The sequence below is a fragment of the Pseudomonas sp. AAC genome, from assembly GCF_000725445.1.
GTDB lineage: Bacteria > Pseudomonadota > Gammaproteobacteria > Pseudomonadales > Pseudomonadaceae > Pseudomonas > Pseudomonas citronellolis.
Map to the genome: position 1 here is coordinate 152,361 of NZ_KL647095.1, position 18,156 is coordinate 170,516.

The 18,156-nt window shown below is 65.7% G+C and carries 16 protein-coding genes and 1 pseudogene; 6 read left to right on the forward strand and 11 right to left on the reverse strand.

The window, feature by feature from the left end; translation table 11 throughout:
• Positions 1–45: 45 nt before the first annotated feature.
• Positions 46–1,356: an IS4 family transposase gene (locus FG99_RS06390; RefSeq protein ID WP_043268243.1), complete on the reverse strand. Its 1,311-nt coding sequence runs from the start codon at positions 1,354–1,356 to the stop codon at positions 46–48.
• A 123-nt stretch (positions 1,357–1,479) separates the two neighbouring features.
• Positions 1,480–2,709 carry a phosphoglycerate dehydrogenase gene (gene serA, locus FG99_RS06395; RefSeq protein ID WP_009613962.1) on the reverse strand — a complete coding sequence of 410 codons (1,230 nt, stop codon included), beginning with the start codon at positions 2,707–2,709 and terminating at the stop codon, positions 1,480–1,482.
• Between the two features lie 191 nt (positions 2,710–2,900).
• Between serA and FG99_RS06400 the strand changes: the two genes are divergently transcribed.
• The 4 genes from FG99_RS06400 (at position 2,901) to FG99_RS06415 (ending at position 6,575) form a co-directional block, all read left to right on the forward strand.
• Positions 2,901–4,295: an FAD-binding oxidoreductase gene (locus FG99_RS06400; protein WP_024128084.1), complete on the forward strand. Its 1,395-nt coding sequence runs from the start codon at positions 2,901–2,903 to the stop codon at positions 4,293–4,295.
• Between the two features lie 143 nt (positions 4,296–4,438).
• Positions 4,439–5,104 carry a fumarylacetoacetate hydrolase family protein gene (locus tag FG99_RS06405; RefSeq protein WP_043268244.1) on the forward strand — a complete coding sequence of 222 codons (666 nt, stop codon included), beginning with the start codon at positions 4,439–4,441 and terminating at the stop codon, positions 5,102–5,104.
• 81 nt (positions 5,105–5,185) lie between these two features.
• Complete coding sequence (locus FG99_RS06410) at positions 5,186–6,118, forward strand: SdiA-regulated domain-containing protein (RefSeq protein WP_043268246.1); 933 nt, start codon at positions 5,186–5,188, stop codon at positions 6,116–6,118.
• Positions 6,119–6,200: 82 nt separating this feature from the next.
• Positions 6,201–6,575: a NirD/YgiW/YdeI family stress tolerance protein gene (locus tag FG99_RS06415; protein WP_043268248.1), complete on the forward strand. Its 375-nt coding sequence runs from the start codon at positions 6,201–6,203 to the stop codon at positions 6,573–6,575.
• A gap of 491 nt (positions 6,576–7,066) precedes the next feature.
• Here the strand turns inward: FG99_RS06415 and FG99_RS06420 are convergent, their stop codons facing one another.
• The 7 genes and pseudogenes from FG99_RS06420 to FG99_RS06450 all read right to left on the reverse strand — a co-directional run bounded on the left by FG99_RS06420 (position 7,067) and on the right by FG99_RS06450 (position 15,204).
• Entirely contained in the window at positions 7,067–8,098 is a 1,032-nt protein-coding gene (locus FG99_RS06420; protein ID WP_043268250.1) for a histone deacetylase family protein, read from the reverse strand.
• 48 nt (positions 8,099–8,146) lie between these two features.
• A complete protein-coding gene (locus FG99_RS06425; protein WP_051878658.1) occupies positions 8,147–9,511 on the reverse strand; it encodes an APC family permease in 1,365 nt (454 codons plus the stop codon).
• A gap of 447 nt (positions 9,512–9,958) precedes the next feature.
• Positions 9,959–11,011 carry an ABC transporter substrate-binding protein gene (locus tag FG99_RS06430; protein ID WP_043268253.1) on the reverse strand — a complete coding sequence of 351 codons (1,053 nt, stop codon included), beginning with the start codon at positions 11,009–11,011 and terminating at the stop codon, positions 9,959–9,961.
• 40 nt (positions 11,012–11,051) lie between these two features.
• Complete coding sequence (locus FG99_RS06435) at positions 11,052–11,840, reverse strand: ABC transporter permease (RefSeq protein ID WP_009613945.1); 789 nt, start codon at positions 11,838–11,840, stop codon at positions 11,052–11,054.
• Positions 11,837–12,751, reverse strand: a pseudogene (locus FG99_RS06440) (ABC transporter permease). Before FG99_RS06440 ends, FG99_RS06435 begins: the two are co-directional and overlap by 4 nt.
• The gene (locus tag FG99_RS06445; protein ID WP_043268255.1) at positions 12,748–13,797 is read right to left on the reverse strand and encodes an ABC transporter ATP-binding protein; all 1,050 of its coding nucleotides are present in this window, start codon (positions 13,795–13,797) and stop codon (positions 12,748–12,750) included. The pseudogene FG99_RS06440 and the gene FG99_RS06445 overlap by 4 nt, the downstream one beginning before the upstream one ends.
• Before the next feature lie 390 nt (positions 13,798–14,187).
• The gene (locus FG99_RS06450; protein WP_043268257.1) at positions 14,188–15,204 is read right to left on the reverse strand and encodes an AraC family transcriptional regulator; all 1,017 of its coding nucleotides are present in this window, start codon (positions 15,202–15,204) and stop codon (positions 14,188–14,190) included.
• 141 nt (positions 15,205–15,345) lie between these two features.
• On the opposite strand from FG99_RS06450, the gene FG99_RS06455 reads away from it, so the two are divergent.
• Together FG99_RS06455 and FG99_RS06460 are read left to right on the forward strand one after the other, a co-directional pair.
• On the forward strand, positions 15,346–16,278 hold the full coding sequence (locus FG99_RS06455; protein WP_043268259.1) for an SdiA-regulated domain-containing protein: 933 nt from the start codon (positions 15,346–15,348) through the stop codon (positions 16,276–16,278).
• A 50-nt stretch (positions 16,279–16,328) separates the two neighbouring features.
• Positions 16,329–17,057 (forward strand): CatB-related O-acetyltransferase, encoded by a 729-nt coding sequence (locus FG99_RS06460; RefSeq protein ID WP_043268261.1) that lies wholly within the window; start codon positions 16,329–16,331, stop codon positions 17,055–17,057.
• 6 nt (positions 17,058–17,063) lie between these two features.
• Here FG99_RS06460 and FG99_RS06465 read toward each other — a convergent pair whose 3' ends face one another.
• Together FG99_RS06465 and rpiA are read right to left on the reverse strand one after the other, a co-directional pair.
• The gene (locus FG99_RS06465; protein WP_043268263.1) at positions 17,064–17,396 is read right to left on the reverse strand and encodes a YegP family protein; all 333 of its coding nucleotides are present in this window, start codon (positions 17,394–17,396) and stop codon (positions 17,064–17,066) included.
• A gap of 74 nt (positions 17,397–17,470) precedes the next feature.
• Complete coding sequence (rpiA, locus tag FG99_RS06470) at positions 17,471–18,142, reverse strand: ribose-5-phosphate isomerase RpiA (RefSeq protein ID WP_043268265.1); 672 nt, start codon at positions 18,140–18,142, stop codon at positions 17,471–17,473.
• Positions 18,143–18,156: the final 14 nt, after the last annotated feature.

Genomic DNA, 18,156 nt, shown 5'->3' on the forward strand with positions numbered 1-18,156 from the left:
AGGAGGCCGAAGCCTAATGCCAGTCAGTTAAGCTGACTGGCATTTTCATTTTCGTGTCGAATATTTTGCTGGTCGCTGCTTCACCGTTCTCGGGAACCAGCGATCAGGTCGCCGATGAGGTAGGACATACTGCGCCGCTGAGGCCTGCAAATCTGCCAGAAATCCTGGCAAGTTACCGGGATGGTTCAGCGACGTGCCATGCAGCAAGCCCAGGATTGCCCAACTGCAGGCGGTAAAACTCATTTCGCATGGGTATACCCCCGGGCACTGCCTCGACATCTGTACCATCTGATAACGTAACAGGTTGTAGCCCAGCAGCACGCCCCACAGTTCTTGCGCAATCATCTCCGGAGTCTTGCTTCTCAGGGTGTATTCGCCGCCCAAAAGTCCTTGCTTGATCTCCCGATAGCCCAGTTCGATTTCCCAGCGCTGACTGTAAAGATCGACGATCTCATCGCCAGGGAAACGCAGCGGATCGGTCATTGAGGTCAAGACGCTCACCACCTTTCCTTTGATCGTTTTGCTCAGCAACCTCGCTCGAATTTCCAACGGCAAGTCTGGCCATTGTTTGCGAGCCTGAGGCGATGTACGCAGAACGACCTGGGCATCATTGCGCCCAAGCTTGTGCTCTACCTCATACTGAGTGCCCTTTTTCAAAGGGATCAGCCAGTGTCGATGCTCGCCGTGCGATTGCCAGTGATGCAGCAAGCCCAACGAGTAGAAACCTTTGTCGAACAGGGTCAACGAATGATTCGGCGTGGTGGCGATCAGCTGTTCTGCCAGCTTCATTTCGCTACTGTGATAGCCCTCGAAAGTGCTGCTTATCAGTAGATGGCTGGTCAGCTCCATCTGACAGACCATCCGAACTTGAGGAAAGCTGCCGTCACCATGCTGGTTGGTCGCGCTGCCGTAGCACGCACGATTTTCTGCGGTATCAGGCGTATTCCAGACAACGCCGTCCACGCCAAGCAGCGTCAATCCCAACCACTGCGGATGTTTGGTTTCTTCGTGCCATCGCTGCTGGGTCAGCGTAAAGACTTCGCGTACAGCTTCGCTACCCAGCCGCTGCCGCCCTTGCACAACAGCGCTGGGCGCCACCAGCGGCCGCTTGCCCGGTAGCATGATGTCCATGTGGTTCACGACATCCCAAGCCGACATCCGGCGGAACAACGCCATGCCGATGATGCACCACACCAGGCTTTCAAGCGGAAGACGACGCTTGCGAATGGTCGAGACACCTGCAGTCTCGAAAGCCTGTTTCACGATGTCTGGATCGAGCAAAGCTCCCAGCCCCTCCAGCGCATGAGGCCGCGATGCCATTTCGTGAGTGAGGGACAGGGCTTGTGACAGGCGCATAAAAAATCCGATGCTCGTTTCCAAGCATCGGATTTTGCGGCCTGCAGACTAAAGGTCAATGTGTCAGCCTTAACTGACTGGCATTAGGCCGAAGCCTCCTTTTTTCTTGCCGCCGAGCGGTCCTTAGAACAGGACGCGGCTGCGGATGGTGCCGTTGACGTGCTGCAGCTTCTCCAGCGCCAGGTCCGAGTACTCGGCGTCGACGTCGATCACCACGTAGCCGACCTTCTCGTTGGTTTGCAGGTACTGGCCGGAGATGTTGATGCCGTTGTCGGCGAACACCTTGTTGATCTCGCTCATCACGCCCGGGATGTTGGCGTGGATGTGCAGCAGGCGGTGCTTGCCCGGGTGCGACGGCAGGGCGACTTCGGGGAAGTTGACCGAGGACACCGAGGTGCCGTTGTCGCTGTACTTGACCAGCTTCTCGGCCACTTCCAGGCCGATGTTGGCTTGGGCCTCGGCGGTGGAGCCGCCGATGTGCGGGGTCAGGATCACGCGGTCCAGGCCACGCAGCGGGCTTTCGAACTCTTCGTCGTTGGATTTGGGCTCGACCGGGAACACGTCGATGGCGGCGCCGATCAGGTGCTCGTCCTTGATGGCGTTGGCCAGGTGGTCCAGCTCGACCACGGTGCCGCGGGCGGCGTTGATCAGGATGCCGCCCTTCTTCATGGCGCGGATTTCCTTCTCGCCGATCATCCACTGGGTGGACGGCAGTTCCGGCACGTGCAGCGAGACGATGTCGCACAGGCCCAGCAGCTCGTGCAGCGAGCCGATCTGCTGCGCGTTGCCCAGCGGCAGCTTGGTCACCACGTCGTAGAAGAACACCTGCATGCCCAGGGCTTCGGCCAGGACCGAGAGCTGGGTACCGATGGAGCCGTAGCCGACGATGCCCAGCTTCTTGCCGCGGATCTCGAAGGAGTTGGCCGCCGACTTGATCCAGCCGCCGCGGTGGCAGGAGGCGTTCTTCTCCGGGATGCCGCGCAGCAGCAGGATGGCTTCGGCCAGCACCAGCTCGGCCACCGAGCGGGTGTTGGAGTAGGGCGCGTTGAACACCGCGATGCCGCGTTCGCGGGCGGCGTTCAGGTTGACCTGGTTGGTGCCGATGCAGAAGCAGCCCACCGCGATCAGCTTCTTGGCGCAGTCGAAGACTTCCTCGGTGAGCTGGGTGCGGGAGCGAATGCCGATGAAGTGGGCGTCGGCGATCTTTTCCTTCAGCTCGTCGCCGGACAGCGCGGTCTTGAGGTACTCGATGTTGGTGTAGCCGGCGGCCTTGAGGGTATCAACGGCATTCTGGTGCACGCCTTCCAGGAGAAGGAATTTGATCTTGCTCTTGTCGAGAGAAGTCTTGCTCATCTGCTTGAACCTGTAGTCCCGGGATAATGGCTAGAAAATGAACAGCTCTGGCCGAACCGGCCGGTGCCGCAGCTCGGCGCCAGGTGGCGAACTGCGTGGGGTGCGTATGCTAGCATGTTCTCCCTTTTCCTTGTCCGGTTGCGACCTGAGCTGTTCTCAGGACGACCATGAACCATTTGAGAGTTCCCTCGATGACCCGCGAAGCCCTGATCGAATCGCTCAAGCCCCTGCTGGAGCCCGGCAAGCTGCTGACCGATGCCGATTCCCTGGATGCCTATGGCAAGGACTGGACCAAGCACTTCGCCCCGGCGCCGCTGGCCATCGCCTTCCCCAAGAGCATCGAGCAGGTGCAGGCCGTGGTGCGCTGGGCCAACGAGCACAAGGTCGGCCTGGTGCCCTCGGGCGGGCGTACCGGGCTCTCCGCCGCCGCCGTCGCCGCCAACGGCGAGGTGGTGGTGTCGTTCGACTACATGAACAGGATCCTCGACTTCAACGCCTTCGACCGCACCGTGGTGTGCCAGCCGGGCGTGGTGACCAAGCAACTGCAACTGTTCGCCGAGGAGCAGGGCCTGTACTACCCGGTGGACTTCGCTTCCTCCGGTTCCAGCCAGATCGGCGGCAACATCGGCACCAATGCCGGCGGGATCAAGGTGATTCGCTACGGCATGACGCGCAACTGGGTGGCCGGCATGAAGGTGGTCACCGGCAAGGGCGACCTGCTGGAGCTGAACAAGGACCTGATCAAGAACGCCACCGGCTATGACCTGCGCCAGCTGTTCATTGGCGCCGAAGGCACCCTGGGCTTCGTGGTCGAGGCCACCATGCGCCTGGAGCGCACGCCGAAGAACCTCACCGCGATGGTCCTCGGCACCCCCGACTTCGACTCGATCATGCCGGTGCTGCACGCCTTCCAGAGCAAGCTCGACCTGACCGCCTTCGAATTCTTCTCCGACAAGGCCCTGGCCAAGGTCCTGGCCCGCGGCGACGTGCCGCCGGCGTTCGAGACCGACTGCCCGTTCTATGCCCTGCTGGAGTTCGAGGCCAGCACCGAGGAAGTGGCCAACGAGGCCCTGGCCACCTTCGAGCACTGCGTCGAGCAGGGCTGGGTGCTGGACGGCGTGATGAGCCAGAGCGAGCAGCAACTGCAGAACCTGTGGAAGCTGCGCGAGTACATCTCCGAGACCATCTCGCACTGGACGCCGTACAAGAACGACATCTCGGTCACCGTCAGCAAGGTCCCGGCCTTCCTCAAGGACATCGACGCCATCGTCGAAGCCAACTACCCGGACTTCGAAGTGGTCTGGTTCGGCCACATCGGCGACGGCAACCTGCACCTGAACATCTTGAAGCCCGAGAACCTGTCCAAGGACGAGTTCTTCGCCAAGTGCGCCACCGTCAACAAGTGGGTGTTCGAGACCGTGCAGAAGTACAACGGCTCCATCTCCGCCGAGCACGGCGTGGGCATGACCAAGCGCGACTACCTGGGTTACTCTCGCTCCGAAGCCGAGATCGGCTACATGAAGGCGGTCAAGGCGGTGTTCGATCCCAACGGGATCATGAACCCCGGCAAGATCTTCGCCGAGTAAGCCAGTCATCCCAGAAGGGCCGGTTCACCGGCCCTTCTCGTGTTCGGGGCCGACGGAACGGCCGGCAGCGCCCGCGGGAGGCGGGCACCGCGCAGCGCCACGAGCGCCGCGGGGCATCCCATTCATCCGTCCAGGAGTCGGTCATGAGTTACCAGCATCAGTACGTCGACGGCACCCGCATCCACTTCCCGCTGGGCAAGGTGGTCTGCGTCGGGCGCAACTACGCCGAGCACGCCAAGGAGCTGAACAACCCGGTGCCCACCGAGCCGCTGCTGTTCATCAAGCCCGGTTCCTGCACCGTGCCGGCGGAAGGTGGCTTCGCCATCCCCGAGGGCCGTGGCGACGTGCACTACGAAGCGGAGATCGCCGTGCTGATCGGCAAGCCGCTGTCGCGCACGCCCAGCCGCGAGGAAGTGCTGGACGCCATTTCCGGCTACGCCCCGGCCCTGGACCTGACCCTGCGCGACGTGCAGGCCAAGCTCAAGGAAAAGGGCCTACCCTGGGAGCTGGCCAAGTCCTTCGACGGCGCCTTCGTGCTGGCGCCCTTCGTCAGCGCCGACCGCTTCCCCGACCCGGCCGACATCGGCATCCGCCTGAGCATCGACGGCGAAGTGCGCCAGGACGGCAACAGCCGCGACATGCTCAACCCCATCGTGCCGCTGATCCAGCACATCGCCGGGCACTTCTCGCTGCAGCCGGGCGACGTGGTCTCCACCGGCACGCCGGTGGGCGTGGGCCCGCTCAAGCGCGGCAGCGAGCTGGTGCTGGAACTTCCCGGCGCCAGCCGGTTCGAAAGCCGCGTCCTCTGAGCCGTACCCCGCCAAAGGCCGCCATTCGTGCGGCCTTTGCGTTCTGCGGGGCGTTCCCACCCAGACAACAAGAACTCCCCGATGACCCAGGTCCGATCCTCTCGTCTTCTGCGCTGGCTGCTGCTGGCCTTGCTCTTCGCCGCCGTGGTGCTGGTGGTCCTGACCAAGCTGTTCCACTGGGACGACCGCGCCCGCCTGTGGTGGCAGGAAGAGAACACCAGCGAGCAGGCGCGCGCCGACAGCGTCTGGCTGCCCGGCTACCGCGCGGTGATCCAGGGCAAGCCGCTCAAGGGCGGGCTGGAAGGCCAGGAAACCTCCGATCTGGCCTACAACCCGGTGACCCGCACGCTGTTCACCGTGACCGGCAAGAAGCCGCTGCTCGGCGAGCTGTCGCTGGACGGCGAGGTGCTGCGGGTGATCCCGCTGCTGGGCCTGGAGAACCCCGAAGGCGTGGCGGTGCTGCCCAACGGCAACGTCGCGGTGACCGACGAGCGGCAGAACTCCCTGACCATCTTCCACCTCGACCCGCAGACCCACGAGCTGAGCACCGCCAAGCTGGCCAGCTTCGACCTGGGCAACCTCGGTGAAAAGAGCAACAAGGGCTTCGAGGGCATCGCCTGGGACCCGGCGCAGAAACGCCTGCTGCTGGGCCGCGAGCGCGACCCCATGACCCTCTTCAGCTGGACCAGCGACGGCAGCCCGGGGCTGACCGGCAGCATGCGGCCGCTGCCCAGCGAGCAGCTGTACATGCGCAACGTCTCGGCGCTCAGCGTCGACCCGCGCACCGGCCATACCCTGGTGCTGTCGGCGGAGTCGCACCTGCTGCTGGAGCTGGACGAGAAAGGCGAGCCGGTCAGCTTCATCAGCCTGCTCGGCGGGCTCAACGGCCTGCACGACAAGATCCCGCGCGCCGAGGGCGTGGCCATCGACGAGCAGGGCACCATCTACATGGTCAGCGAGCCTGAACTGTTCTACGTGTTCCGCAAGCTCAAGGACGACGGCAAGGGCGGTTAAGCCTGGATTAAGGGCGGATTCAGGCTGGTTTCAGCCTGTTTGGCTAATCTGATTCCAACGAAAACAGCCAGGAGGCTACTTCATGAAATCCATCCGTCTTCCCCTGATCGCCGCCATCGCCCTGTTCTCCGGCGCCACCTTCGCCGCCGGCTACACCGGCCCGGGCAGCAATGCCGCCAAGCCCGCGGCGACCGGCCCGGTGAACACCGTGAAAGCCGCCCAGGCCGCCGCCGACGACGCCCCGGCCGTGCTGGAAGGCGTGATCACCAAGCGCCTGCACGGCGAGCACTACGAGTTCAAGGACGCCACCGGCAGCATGCAGGTGGAGATCGACCACGAGGACTGGCCGCAGGGCGTGGACGTCTCCGACAAGACCAAGGTGCGCCTGACCGGCGAGGTCGACCATGACCGCAAGGGCGTGGAGATCGATGTGGATCGCGTGGACGTCCTGCAGTAACGAGACGCATATGAAAAGGCCGCGCCGGGAGCGATCCTGGCGCGGCCTTTTTGCATTCGGCTTTTCGTAGGAGCGAGCTTGCTCGCGAACGGTGCTTGCTCGGGACTTCGGGTGTTGGGCTGTAGAGCGCCCTCTCCCTAACCCTCGGCTGCGCGCCCCGCCCTGAAGGGAGAGGGGACCGTTGGGCAGGGTTGGGTGTTCTGGAGTCAGCCAGCAGCGCCGTTGGTTTCCGACTGGAACCATTCCCTCTCTCGGCACGGACAAGCCCCCTCTCCCTTCAGGGAGAGGGGACCGTTGGGCAGGGTTGGGTGTTCTGGAGTCAACCGGCAGCGCCATTGGTTTCCGACTGGAACCATTCCTTCTCTCGGCACGGACAAGCCCCCTCTCCCTTCAGGGAGAGGGCTGGGGAGAGGGAGCGGAGTCAACCCCGTGCGCCAGAGCCACCGGGAGACGCGGTTCGCGAGCAAGCTCACTCCTACAGGGAATGACCATCAACCAACACTCTCAAACCCCTGCAACACATTCACCGCATTGACCCCGATCTCCTCCACCGCATATCCCCCCTCCATGACGAATAACGTCGGCAGCCCCAGCTTGCCGATGGCCTCGCCCATGCGCAGGTAATCCGGGGAGTCCAGCTTGAACTGCGAAATCGGGTCTTCCTTGAAGGTATCCACCCCCAGCGAAACCACCAGCACATCCGGTCCATAGGCCGCGATCTGGCGGATCGCCGCCTGCAGCGCCAGGCTCCATACCGACCAGTCGCTGCCCGAGGCCAGCGGGTAGTTGAAGTTGAAGCCTTCGCCCACGCCCCGGCCCTTCTCGTCGGCGTAGCCGAGGAAGTAGGGGTACTCGAAGCGCGGGTCGCCGTGGATCGAGGTGAAGAGCACGTCGGCGCGGTCGTAGAAGATGTCCTGGGTGCCGTTGCCGTGGTGGTAGTCCACGTCGAGGATGGCCACCCGCGCCGCGCCCTGGTCGAGGATGGCCTGGGTGGCGATGGCGGCGTTGTTGAAGAAGCAGTAGCCGCCCATGTAGTCGGCCGAGGCGTGGTGGCCCGGCGGGCGGCACAGGCTGAACACCGAGCGGGCGCCCTTGGCCAGTTCGGCCTGGCCGGTCAGGGCCACGTTGGCCGAGCTGGTGATGGCCTGCCAGGTGCCGGCGGTGATCGGCGCGCCGGCGTCGAAGCTGTAGTAGCCCAGGCGCCCGTCGATGCTGTCGGGCTCCTTCTGCAGCAGGCGGCGGGTCGGCCAGGCGATGGGCAGCATGTCGTGGGTTCTGCCGGTGGCCAGCCAGTCGCGCCAGGCGTGCTGGAGGAAGTTGACGAACCCCTCGGTGTGGATGCGCCGGATCGGCTCCAGGCCGAAGTCGCGCGGGGCCTGGATCTCGCCCAGGCCCACCGCCTTGACGCGGTCCAGGACCATGTCGGCGCGGCTGGGCTTCTCGAAGCAGGGGGTGAACTGGCCGCCGATCAGCTCATGCTGGCCGTGGTGCAAGCGATGGTCGTCGGTGTAGATCGTCAACATCATGCACTCCTGGGGGCGCCCGGCGGCGCCCGGTGGGTCCGTGGGGTATCAGGCGTTTTCCTCGAAATTCACGCTCGGCGCCTTGCGGCGGAAGCCGCCGGTGTGCAGCGCCAGGTAGACGAAGCCGACGGCGAACCAGCTCAGGCCGACGATCAGCGTCAGCTGCGACAGGCTGGTCCACAGCCAGAGCGTCAGGCACAGGCCGATGAAGGGCACCAGGCCGTAGCGCAGCAGATCGGCCGGCGCGCGGCGGCCTTCCACGCCCAGGTAGGTGCGGATCACCGCCAGGTTGACCACCGAGAAGGCCACCAGGGCGCCGAAGCTGATCATCGAGGCCAGGGTGGTCAGGTCCAGCACCAGGGCCAGCAGGGAGATGGCCGAGACCACCAGGATCGCCACCACCGGCGTCTGGAAGCGCGCGTGCAGGGTGCCGAACAGGCTGCGCGGGAGGATGCCGTCGCGGCCCATGGTGAACAGGATGCGCGATACCGAGGCCTGGGAGGCCAGCGCCGAGCCGATGCAGCCGGCGATGTAGGCGGCGGTGAAGAAGTTGCCGAGGAACTGGCCGCCGGCCTTGAGCATCACCTCGTTGGCCGCCGAGTCGGCGTTCTCGAACACGCTGCCGGGGAACACCAGCTGGCTGATGATCGCCAGTAGGGTGAACATCAGGCCGGCCAGCACCGTGGTGATGATGATCGCCCGCGGGATGTCGCGGCGCGCGTCACGGGTTTCCTCGGCCATGGTGGAGACCGCGTCGAAGCCCAGGAACGACAGGCACAGCACCGCGGCGCCGGCCATCAGCGGGGCGAAGCCGGGCTTGCTGCCGTCGCCGACGAAGGGCGCGGCCAGGTCCAGGGCCGGGGCGCCGGCCAGGCTCTTCAGCGACATGCCGACGAACACCACGATGAACACCAGCTGGGCGCCGACGATGGCGTTGCTCATGCCGGCCACCTGGCTGATGCCCACCACGTTGAGCACGGTGACCAGGGCGATGGAGGCGACCACGAAGACCCAGGCGGGAATCTCCGGGAAGGCGATGTTCATGAACAGGCCGATGAGCAGGTAGTTGATCATCGGCAGGAACAGGTAGTCGAGCAGCAGCGACCAGCCGGACAGGAAGCCCACCGCCGGGCCGAAGCTCAGGCTGGTGTAGGAATAGGCGGAGCCGGCGATCGGGTACTTGCGCACCATGAAGCTGTAGGAGGCGGCGGTGAACAGCATCGCCAGCAGGGTGATCAGGTAGGCGCTGGCGGTGCGCCCGCCAGTCATCTCGGTGACCACGCCGTAGGTGGTGAACATGGTCAGCGGGACCATGTAGACCAGGCCGAAGAAGACCAGGGCGGGCAGTCCCAGGATGCGTTTGAGGCGGGCGTCCGCCTGGGCTTGGGGGGCGTTGCCGGTGCTGGCGCTCATGCGTGCGCCTTGTTCGATGGCCATCGATGTTTCCTCGCGAATTCTTGTCGTTGTTGCGCTGGCGCGGGGCGCCGCTGGCGGCCGCGCGAAGGGAGCGGGGCGGTCAGCCGCAGCGCTGCCGGCGGGCGTAACGGGCGAGGAAGGGGTGGGCGCGGTGACGGCCGCGAACCGGGGTGGAGCAAGGGCTGGTCATGAGCGTTCTCGGGGCATTGTTCTTGTGGATGCTCGCTGGCGGCGCTCCCTGGATACCGGCGCGTGCTGCGCCGGTGATCGCGGCCCTGGCGGCCATTCCCTGGGCGAGTACCCGGACTTTAGGCCGCCGCGCCGCCCCGCAGAACCCTGTAAAGGGTCAAAAAGGGATCGAAGTGGCCAAATTGACTGTCAGGCCCGGCGGCGGGCGCCCGTCCCGCCGCCGGACCGGCCGGTCATTTCTTCAGCACCGGCCGGTCATTTCTTCAGCTTGGTCCAGACCTTGGCGCGCAGCGACAGGGATTTCGGCGAGCACAGCTGGAAGGGCTTCAGGCGGTCGATCTTGTCTTCCGGGGTGTTGATCGCCGGGTCGTCGAACAGCTCCTTGTCCATGAACTTCTCGGAACCGGTGATGGCGTTGTTGTACTTGGCGAAGTTGGAAGCAGCGGCGATGTTTTCCGGCTGCATCATCCAGTTGAGGAAGACGTGGGCTTCCTTGATGTTGGTGGCGTCCTTGGGAATGGCCAGGTTATCGATGAACAGGCGCACGCCTTCCTTCGGATAGACGTAGACCAGGCTGGCGCGCTGGGCGTGGGCGCGGTGGTAGGCGCCGTTCCACTGCTGGTGCATGTACACCTCGCCGGCGGCCATGCGCTCGATGGTGCCATCGCTGTTGTACATGGCTAGCAGCGGCTTCTGCCTGAGCAGCAGGTCGAGGACCTTCTCGGCCTGTTTCGGGTCCTCGGTGCATTCGTTCACGCCGAGGTAGTAGGTGGCCGGGGCCCACAGCTCCTCGATGGAGTTGAGCGCCACTACCTTGCCCTTGAACGCCTCCGGCGGCTCGAAGAACGGCTTCCAGCTCTCGTCGAACTTGCCGCCCGGGGCCTTGGCGCTGTCGTAGCTGTAGCCGGTGCTGCCCCACAGGTAGGGCACGGTGTAGTCGTGGCCGGGGTCGTAGCTGAGGGTCTTGAACTTGTCCTTGAGGTTGGCCAGGTTCGGCAGCTGCGACTTGTCCAGCTTCTGCAGCAGGCCTTCCTTGACGAAGATCTCGATGAAGCTGTCCGAGGGCACCACCACGTCGTAGGCGCCGCCGCCGGCCTTGAGCTTGGCCAGCAGGGTCTCGTTGCTGTCGTAGGAGTCGAGGGTGGCGTGGATGCCGGTGTCCTTCTCGAACTTCTTCAGCAGCTCCGGCGGGAAGTAGTCCGACCAGTTGGCGAAGTGCAGTGTGCCGTCGGCGTGGGCCTGGCTGGCCAGGGTCAGGCCCGCCAGGGCGGCGGCCCTGAGGGCCAGGGGAAGGCGGCGGATGGTCATCGGTGAAGCTCCTGTGCGAATGGTTTTTATCGGGAGGCAGTCAACGCCGGCGCTGGCCGACGTAGTACGACAACGCAACGAACGCGATGGAAATCAGCAAGATGATCGACGAGATCGCGTTGATCTTCGGCGATATCCCCATTCTTATGGAACTGAAGATGTACACCGGCAGGGTGGTGGCCCCGGCGCCGGCGACGAAGTAGGTGATGACGAAGTCGTCCATCGAGATGATGAACGCCAGCATCGCCCCGGAGAGGATGCCGGGCATCAGCAGCGGGCAGGTCACCTTCCAGAAGGCCTTCCACGGCGAGGCGTAGAGGTCCGCCGCGGCTTCCGCCAGGCGCGGGTCCATGCCCTCCAGGCGGGCGCGGATCGGCAGGTAGGCGAAGGGGATGCAGAACACCACGTGGGCGATGAGGATGGTGAACAGCGACAGCTTCAGGCCGATGAAGGCGAAGAACATCAGCGTGGCCACCGCCACCACGATCTCCGGCACCAGCAGCGGCAGGCCGAGCACGCCGTTCATCAGGCTCTGCCCGCGGAAGGCGCGGCCGCGCATGCCCAGCGCCGCCAGGGTAGCCAGCAGGGTGGCGAAGACCGTGGCCAGGCTTGCGACTATCAGCGAGTTCTTCGCCGCGCGGACGATCTCCGGGTCGTTGGCCACCACCGCGTACCACTTGAAGCTGAAGCTTTCCCAGAGCGTTGCCGACTGGCCGCTGTTGAAGCTCAGCACCACCAGCACCAGGATCGGCACGTAGAGGAAGGCGAAGAACAGCCAGGCGGCCGGGCGCACGCCGGCGAAGCGCCACAGCGGGTTCAGCGAATTCATGGGTGACCTCCGGTGGCGCCCTGCCTGAAGCGCATGCTGTAGACCAGCATGGCGGCGAGGACGAAGGCGAGCAGGGCGAAGGACAGCGCCGCGCCGAACGGCCAGTTGTGCGCCGTGCCGAACTGCAGCTGGATCAGGTTGCCGATCATCAGCGACTTACCGCCGCCGAGCAGCTCGGGAATGATTTAGTTGCCCAGCGAGGGGATGAACACCAGGATGCAGCCGGCGACGATGCCGGGCATCGCCAGCGGGATGATGATCCGCTTCAGCGCCTTCCAGCGGTTGGCGCCGAGGTCGAAGGCGGCTTCCACCAGGCGCCAGTCCATCTTCTCCAGGCTGGTGTAGATGGGCAGCACCATGAATGGCAGGTAGGTGTAGAGCAGGCCGATGATCACCGCGTTGTCGGTGTACAGCAGGCCGATGGCGGCATCGCTGAAGCCCAGCTTGTGCAGGCCCTCGTCGATCAGCCCGCCGTTGCGCAGCAGCAGGATCCAGGCGTAAACGCGCACCAGCAGGTTGGTCCAGAATGGCACCGTGACCAGGAACAGCAGCATGTTGCGCCGGCGCTCGTCCTGCAGCGCCAGGTACAGCGCGGTGGGGAAGCCGATCAGCAGGCAGCCGGCGGTGGTCAGGATGGACAGCCAGAAGGAGCGCTGGAAGATGCCCAGGTAGTCGGTGTTGAACACCAGGGAATCGTCCAGGTCGCGCTCCCAGAGGAAGTTGATGTATGCCTCCAGGGTGTGCTGGCCCCATTTCACGCCGCCGTAGTCGCCGGGCGCCTGGACCGACACGGCGAACATGATGCCCAGCGGCAGCACCAGGAACACCAGCAGCACCAGCATCGCCGGGGTGGTCAGCGCCAGCCGGGCGCGCAGGCTCTTGCGCTCGGCTTGCAGGCGCAGCGTGCTCATTCGGCCAGCACCCGGATGGCGTCGCCGGGCACCCGCACGCGCACCCGTGCGCCGGGCTGGTGCGCGCCGGCCGCGCCCTGGCGGTTCTGCTGGCGCACGCGGAAGCCGGGGGCGCCGGCGACCTTCAGGTGGTAGACGGTGTCGGTGCCGACGTAGACCACGGTTTCCACCACGCCTTCCAGCTCGCCGTCCTGGGCCAGTTCGGTACGTTCCGGGCGGATCGCCAGGGTCACCTTGCCCGGCAGCGTGGTGGCGGCGGCCAGGCGCTGGCCGTCGGCGAGCACCACGCCGTCGCCGTTGGCCTCGGCTTCGAGGAAGTTGGTCTCGCCGATGAAGTCGGCCACCCAGCGGTTGGCCGGGGCGTCGTAGATTTCGGTGGGGGTGCCGATCTGCAGGATCTGGCCCTTGTTCATCACCGCGATGCGGTCGGACATGGTCAGGGCTTCTTCCTGGTCGTGGGTGACGAAGATGAAGGTGATGCCGGTCTCGTGCTGCAGGCGCTTGAGTTCGATCTGCATTTCCTTGCGCAGCTTCAGGTCCAGCGCCGAGAGCGACTCGTCCAGCAGCAGCACCTTGGGCCGGCTGGCCAGCGCGCGGGCCAGGGCGATGCGCTGCTGCTGGCCGCCGGAGAGCTGGTCGGCGCGCCGCGAGCCGACGTCGGGCAGGCGCACCAGGTCGAGCATGGCCTTCACCGTGGCCTCGATCTCGGCCTTGGGCTTGCCCTGCATCTCCAGGCCGAAGGCGATGTTCTGCGCCACGGTCATGTGCGGGAACAGCGCGTAGCTCTGGAACACGGTGTTGACCGGGCGGCGGAAGGGTGGGAGGCCCTGCATGGGCTCGCCGTAGAGGCGGATGCTGCCGGAGGTGGGTTGTTCGAAGCCGGCGATGAGCCGCAGGAGGGTGGTCTTGCCGCAGCCCGAGGGGCCGAGGAGGGTGAAGAATTCGTTGGCGCGGATGTCCAGGGACACGTCGTCCAGGGCCTTGAGGCCTTGGCCGGGGGTACCGAATTCCATGCCGATTCGCTCGATGGCAATCGCGCTGGTCATGCTTCAATACCATGCAGTTAAGCAGTTGTTATTGTTTACGGTTTTACGGCTCTGGCGGCCGCTTCACCTAGCTGCGGCTTGATAATGGCCCTCCTTTTCGCAGCGGCAGAACGATAGAACAGGCCAATAAGGGATAAATCAGGCCAAGTTGAAGGGCCGTTTTCACCAGCCTGGCCGGCTCTTCGCAGGAGCGGGCTTGCTCGCGATAGCCGGAGGCTCCGGCGCGTTTCGCGGATGGGATCCGCTCCTACGATGCGCCCACCGTCGACCCCTCCTGTAGGAGGCCCTGCCCGCGATTTCGCGCGCAGGGCGCGCTCCTACAAGGAGCACGGGTGTTGAGGATGGTGTAGCGGATCTCATCCGCGATCCGGCCGCCAGGCCGGCTCGGCCTCAACCGCGATACAGGCTCGGACTCGCCCCGCTCCAGCGCTGGAAGGCATGGCGGAAGCTGGCCGTCTCGCTGTAGCCGAGCCGTTCGGCGATCAGATAGATGGGCAGGTCGGTGTCCTTGAGCAGTTGCCGGGCCTTGTCGTAGCGCACTTCGTCCAGCACCTGCTGGTAGCTGGTGTTGTGCTGTTGCAGGTGCCGGCGCAGGGTGCGGCTGGAGCGGTGCAGGTGGCGCGCCACCTCGTCCAGGCCGCGGGCTTCCTGCAGGTGGTTGGCGAGGTGGCGGCGGATCAGTTCGAGGATGTCGTCGCGCCCGCTCATGGCCGCGCTCAGGCGCTGGCATTGCTGCAGGCCATTGTGGCAGCTGACCGGGTCGGCCAGCGGCAGCGCGCGGTCGAGCAGCGCCGGGCCCAGGCACAGGGCGCTGGTGGCGGCGCCGAACTCCACCGGGCAGCCCAGGCGCTCGGTGTAGGTGCTGGCGTGCAGCGGTGGCCGATAGGCCAGCAGCAGGCGCCGCGGACGCACCGACTCGCCGAGCAGGTCGCGCACCACGGTGAGCAGCGAGGTCAGGCACAGCTCGGTGTTGAACACCGTCAGCTCCGGCGCGTAGCGGTAGCCCTCGGCGCTCAGCCAGACCTCGTCGCCGTGGTCCTGCAGGGCCAGGCGGAAGTAGGTGCCGAGCAGGTCGGGATGGGCCAGGGCCAGTTGCAGGGCGTCGCGCAGGGTGCGGCTGGCCAGCATGCTGTAGCCGAGCATGCCGTAGGCCGAAACGTGCATGCGCAGGCCCAGGTAGAGGCCCAAAGCCGGGTCCTGGTAGCAGCTCAGGGCATTGGCGAATACCCGCAGCTCCTGGGCGTGGCTGACGAATTTCTCCGGCGTCAGCAGGTCCGCCTCGGCGATGCCGCTGCCCTCCAGCAGCCGGCCGCGGGGGATGCCGGCCTGGCTCAGCACCTCGGTGGCCAGCACCACGGTGTGCAGGGTGGTCAGGGTACGCTGCTCGGGAAGCTGGACGGCGCTCATCGGAACTCCTTGCGGGGGCGGCGAGAACACGGGATTACGCTAGCCTGACTTTAGCCTCGAGGAATTTTCCTGCACGGGGATTAAGCCTGGCTTCAGCGGCCTTGTGCTATTACGGCGTGCCCCCATCGACATGGACCTGCGATGTTCCGTTTCCTCACCCTGCGCCGCTGCCTGGCGGCGCTGCTGATCCTCCTCCTGCTCGCCCTGGCCTGGCTCGGCCAGCAGTTCCGCGTCTACGAACGCGCCTGGTTCGCCGTGCGCGAATGGCACCATGCGGAAAACTGGCGCGAACGCTCGATCTGGCTGCCCGACTACCGCGTGGAGATCGAGGCGCAGCCCATCGAGGGCCTGGACGACGACGTCTCGGCGCTGACCTACGATCCCGAGCGGCGCAGCCTGTTCACCGTCACCAACCAGCCGGCGCAGATCGTCGAGCTGTCCCTGGACGGCAAGGTGCTGCGCAAGATCACCCTGCACGATTTCGGCGACACCGAGGCCATCGAATACATCGGCCCCGGCCTCTACGTGCTCAGCGACGAGCGCCGCCAGCGCCTGTTCAAGGTGCGCCTGGACAACGGCACCCGCGAGCTGGACACCGAACAGGCGCAACAGCTGTCCCTGGGCCTGGGGCCGATGGGCAACAAGGGCTTCGAGGGGCTAGCCTACGACTCGGTCGGCCAGCGCCTGTTCGTCGCCAAGGAGCGCGACCCGGTGCGCATCTACGAGGTCCACGGCTTCCCCCACACCCAGCCCGACAAGCCTTTCGCCGTGCACGTGCTGGACGACCTCAAGCGCGACCGCCGGCTGTTCGTCCGCGACCTTTCCAGCCTGCAGTACGACGAGGGCAGCGGCCACCTGCTGGCGCTGTCGGACGAGTCGCGCCTGGTGCTGGAGCTGGACGTCGACGGCGAGCCCATCAGCAGCCTGTCGCTACTGCGCGGCATGCAGGGGCTCAAGCGCAGCGTGCCGCAGGCCGAGGGCCTGGCCATGGACGAGGCGGGCACGCTGTACCTGGTCAGCGAGCCCAACCTGTTCTACGTGTTCCGCAAGGCGCCGGGCGTGGAGTCGGAGTAACAAAAGGCTTACATTGTCGCCCCACCCGTTGTCCCGCCCCTGGAGCGACCTTGAACATCATCCGCGAAGCCCTGATCAACCGCCGCCTGAACAAGGCGCTGAGCGAACACGGCTGCCGCCTGGCCGGCGGGATCAAGTCGCTGCGCGACGGCGCGCGCCTGACCCTGGAGCCGGGGGTGAAGCTGGGCAAGGCGAAGATCTACTCGCGCGAGCTGGAGATAGGCGCGCACACCGATGCCGTCAGCGGCTGCGAGTTCCTCGACGTGGCGCGGATCGGCCGCTACTGCTCGATCGCCACCGGCGTGGTGATCGGCCAGGGCCGCCATTCGCACCCGATGGACTGGCTGACCACCCACAACTTCCCGTCCAACCCCAGGCTGATCGGCCGCCCGATCCTCCGCGATGAGCCCCGGCGCCCCTCGTCCATCGGCCATGACGTGTGGATCGGCCGCGACGTGCTGATCCTCGACGGCCTGACGGTGGGGACGGGGGCGGTGATAGGCGCGCAATCGCTGGTCAACAAGGACGTGCCGCCCTACGCGGTGGTCGCGGGAAGCCCGGCGCGGGTGATCCGCTACCGCTTCCCGCCGGAAGTGATCGAGCGCCTGCTGGCCAGCCGCTGGTGGGAGCTGCCGCTGGAAGTGCTGGGGGAGTTGCCGCTGGACGATCCCGAAGCCTGCCTGACGCAACTGGAGCGCCAGGCGCCGCCCGCCGCGCCACGGCCGCGGCGCCTGCGGATCGACTCCAAGCCCTGGGGCGTGGCGCTGCTGGCCGACTGAGGCGGCTCAGCTGTCGTCGCTGATCCCGGCGTCCGGCGCGTAGCGCTTCACCGAGGCGACGCCGTTCTCGGCGTTGGCCTTGCTGGCGTACATCTGGCTCTGCCCGACCACCTGGCCATTGCTGGCCTTGAGCACGAAGTAGTGCTTGCCGTTGCTCGCTTCCTTCAGCTCGAAGGCGCCGTCGCGCTGCGAATTCCTGCGCACCGACTCGATGCCCTCAATGGCCGAGGTCTTGGCCCGGTACAGCTCGCTGCTGAGCACGACCTCGCCGTTGCTGGCGTGCAGGGTGAAATGGAACTGGCCGTCGCTGGCCTTCTTCAGATGGTATTTTGCGGACATGGCGGCCTCCGGCGCGTTGCGCGAACAGCCTAAGCCTAGCCGTTGTCGGGCGCCCGTCCATGGGCGCGAATAGGTCAGGCCTTGAGCGGCTTCACGCCCTCGGCGGTGCCGAGCAGCAGCAGGTCGGCCGGGCGCGCGGCGAACAGGCCCACGGTGACCACGCCGACGATGTTGTTGATCTTCTCTTCCAGGGCCACCGGGCTGTCGATGCGCAGGTTGTGCACGTCGAGGATGATGTTGCCGTTGTCGGTCAGCACGCCGTCGCGGTAGACCGGGTCGCCGCCCAGCTTGACCAGTTGGCGGGCCACGTGGCTGCGGGCCATGGGGATGACTTCCACCGGCAGCGGGAAGGCGCCGAGCAGGGGCACCAGCTTGCTCTGGTCGGCGATGCAGATGAACTGCTTGGCCACGGCTGCGACTATCTTCTCGCGGGTCAGCGCGGCGCCGCCGCCCTTGATCAGTTCCAGGCGCTCGTTGCTCTCGTCGGCGCCGTCGACGTAGAACTCCAGCTCGCTGACGCTGTTCAGGTCGTAGACCGGGATGCCGTGGCCCTTCAGGCGCTGCGCGGTGGCCTCGGAGCTGGCCACGGCGCCGTCGAACTCGGCCTTGTGCCTGGCCAGCAGGTCGATGAAGAAGTTGGCGGTGGAGCCGGTGCCGACGCCGACGATGCTCTTGCTGTCGAGGTGCGGGAGGATGTGGTCGACGGCGGCCTGGGCCACGGCCTGCTTGAGCTGGTCCTGGTTCATCTCTGGGTTCCGGC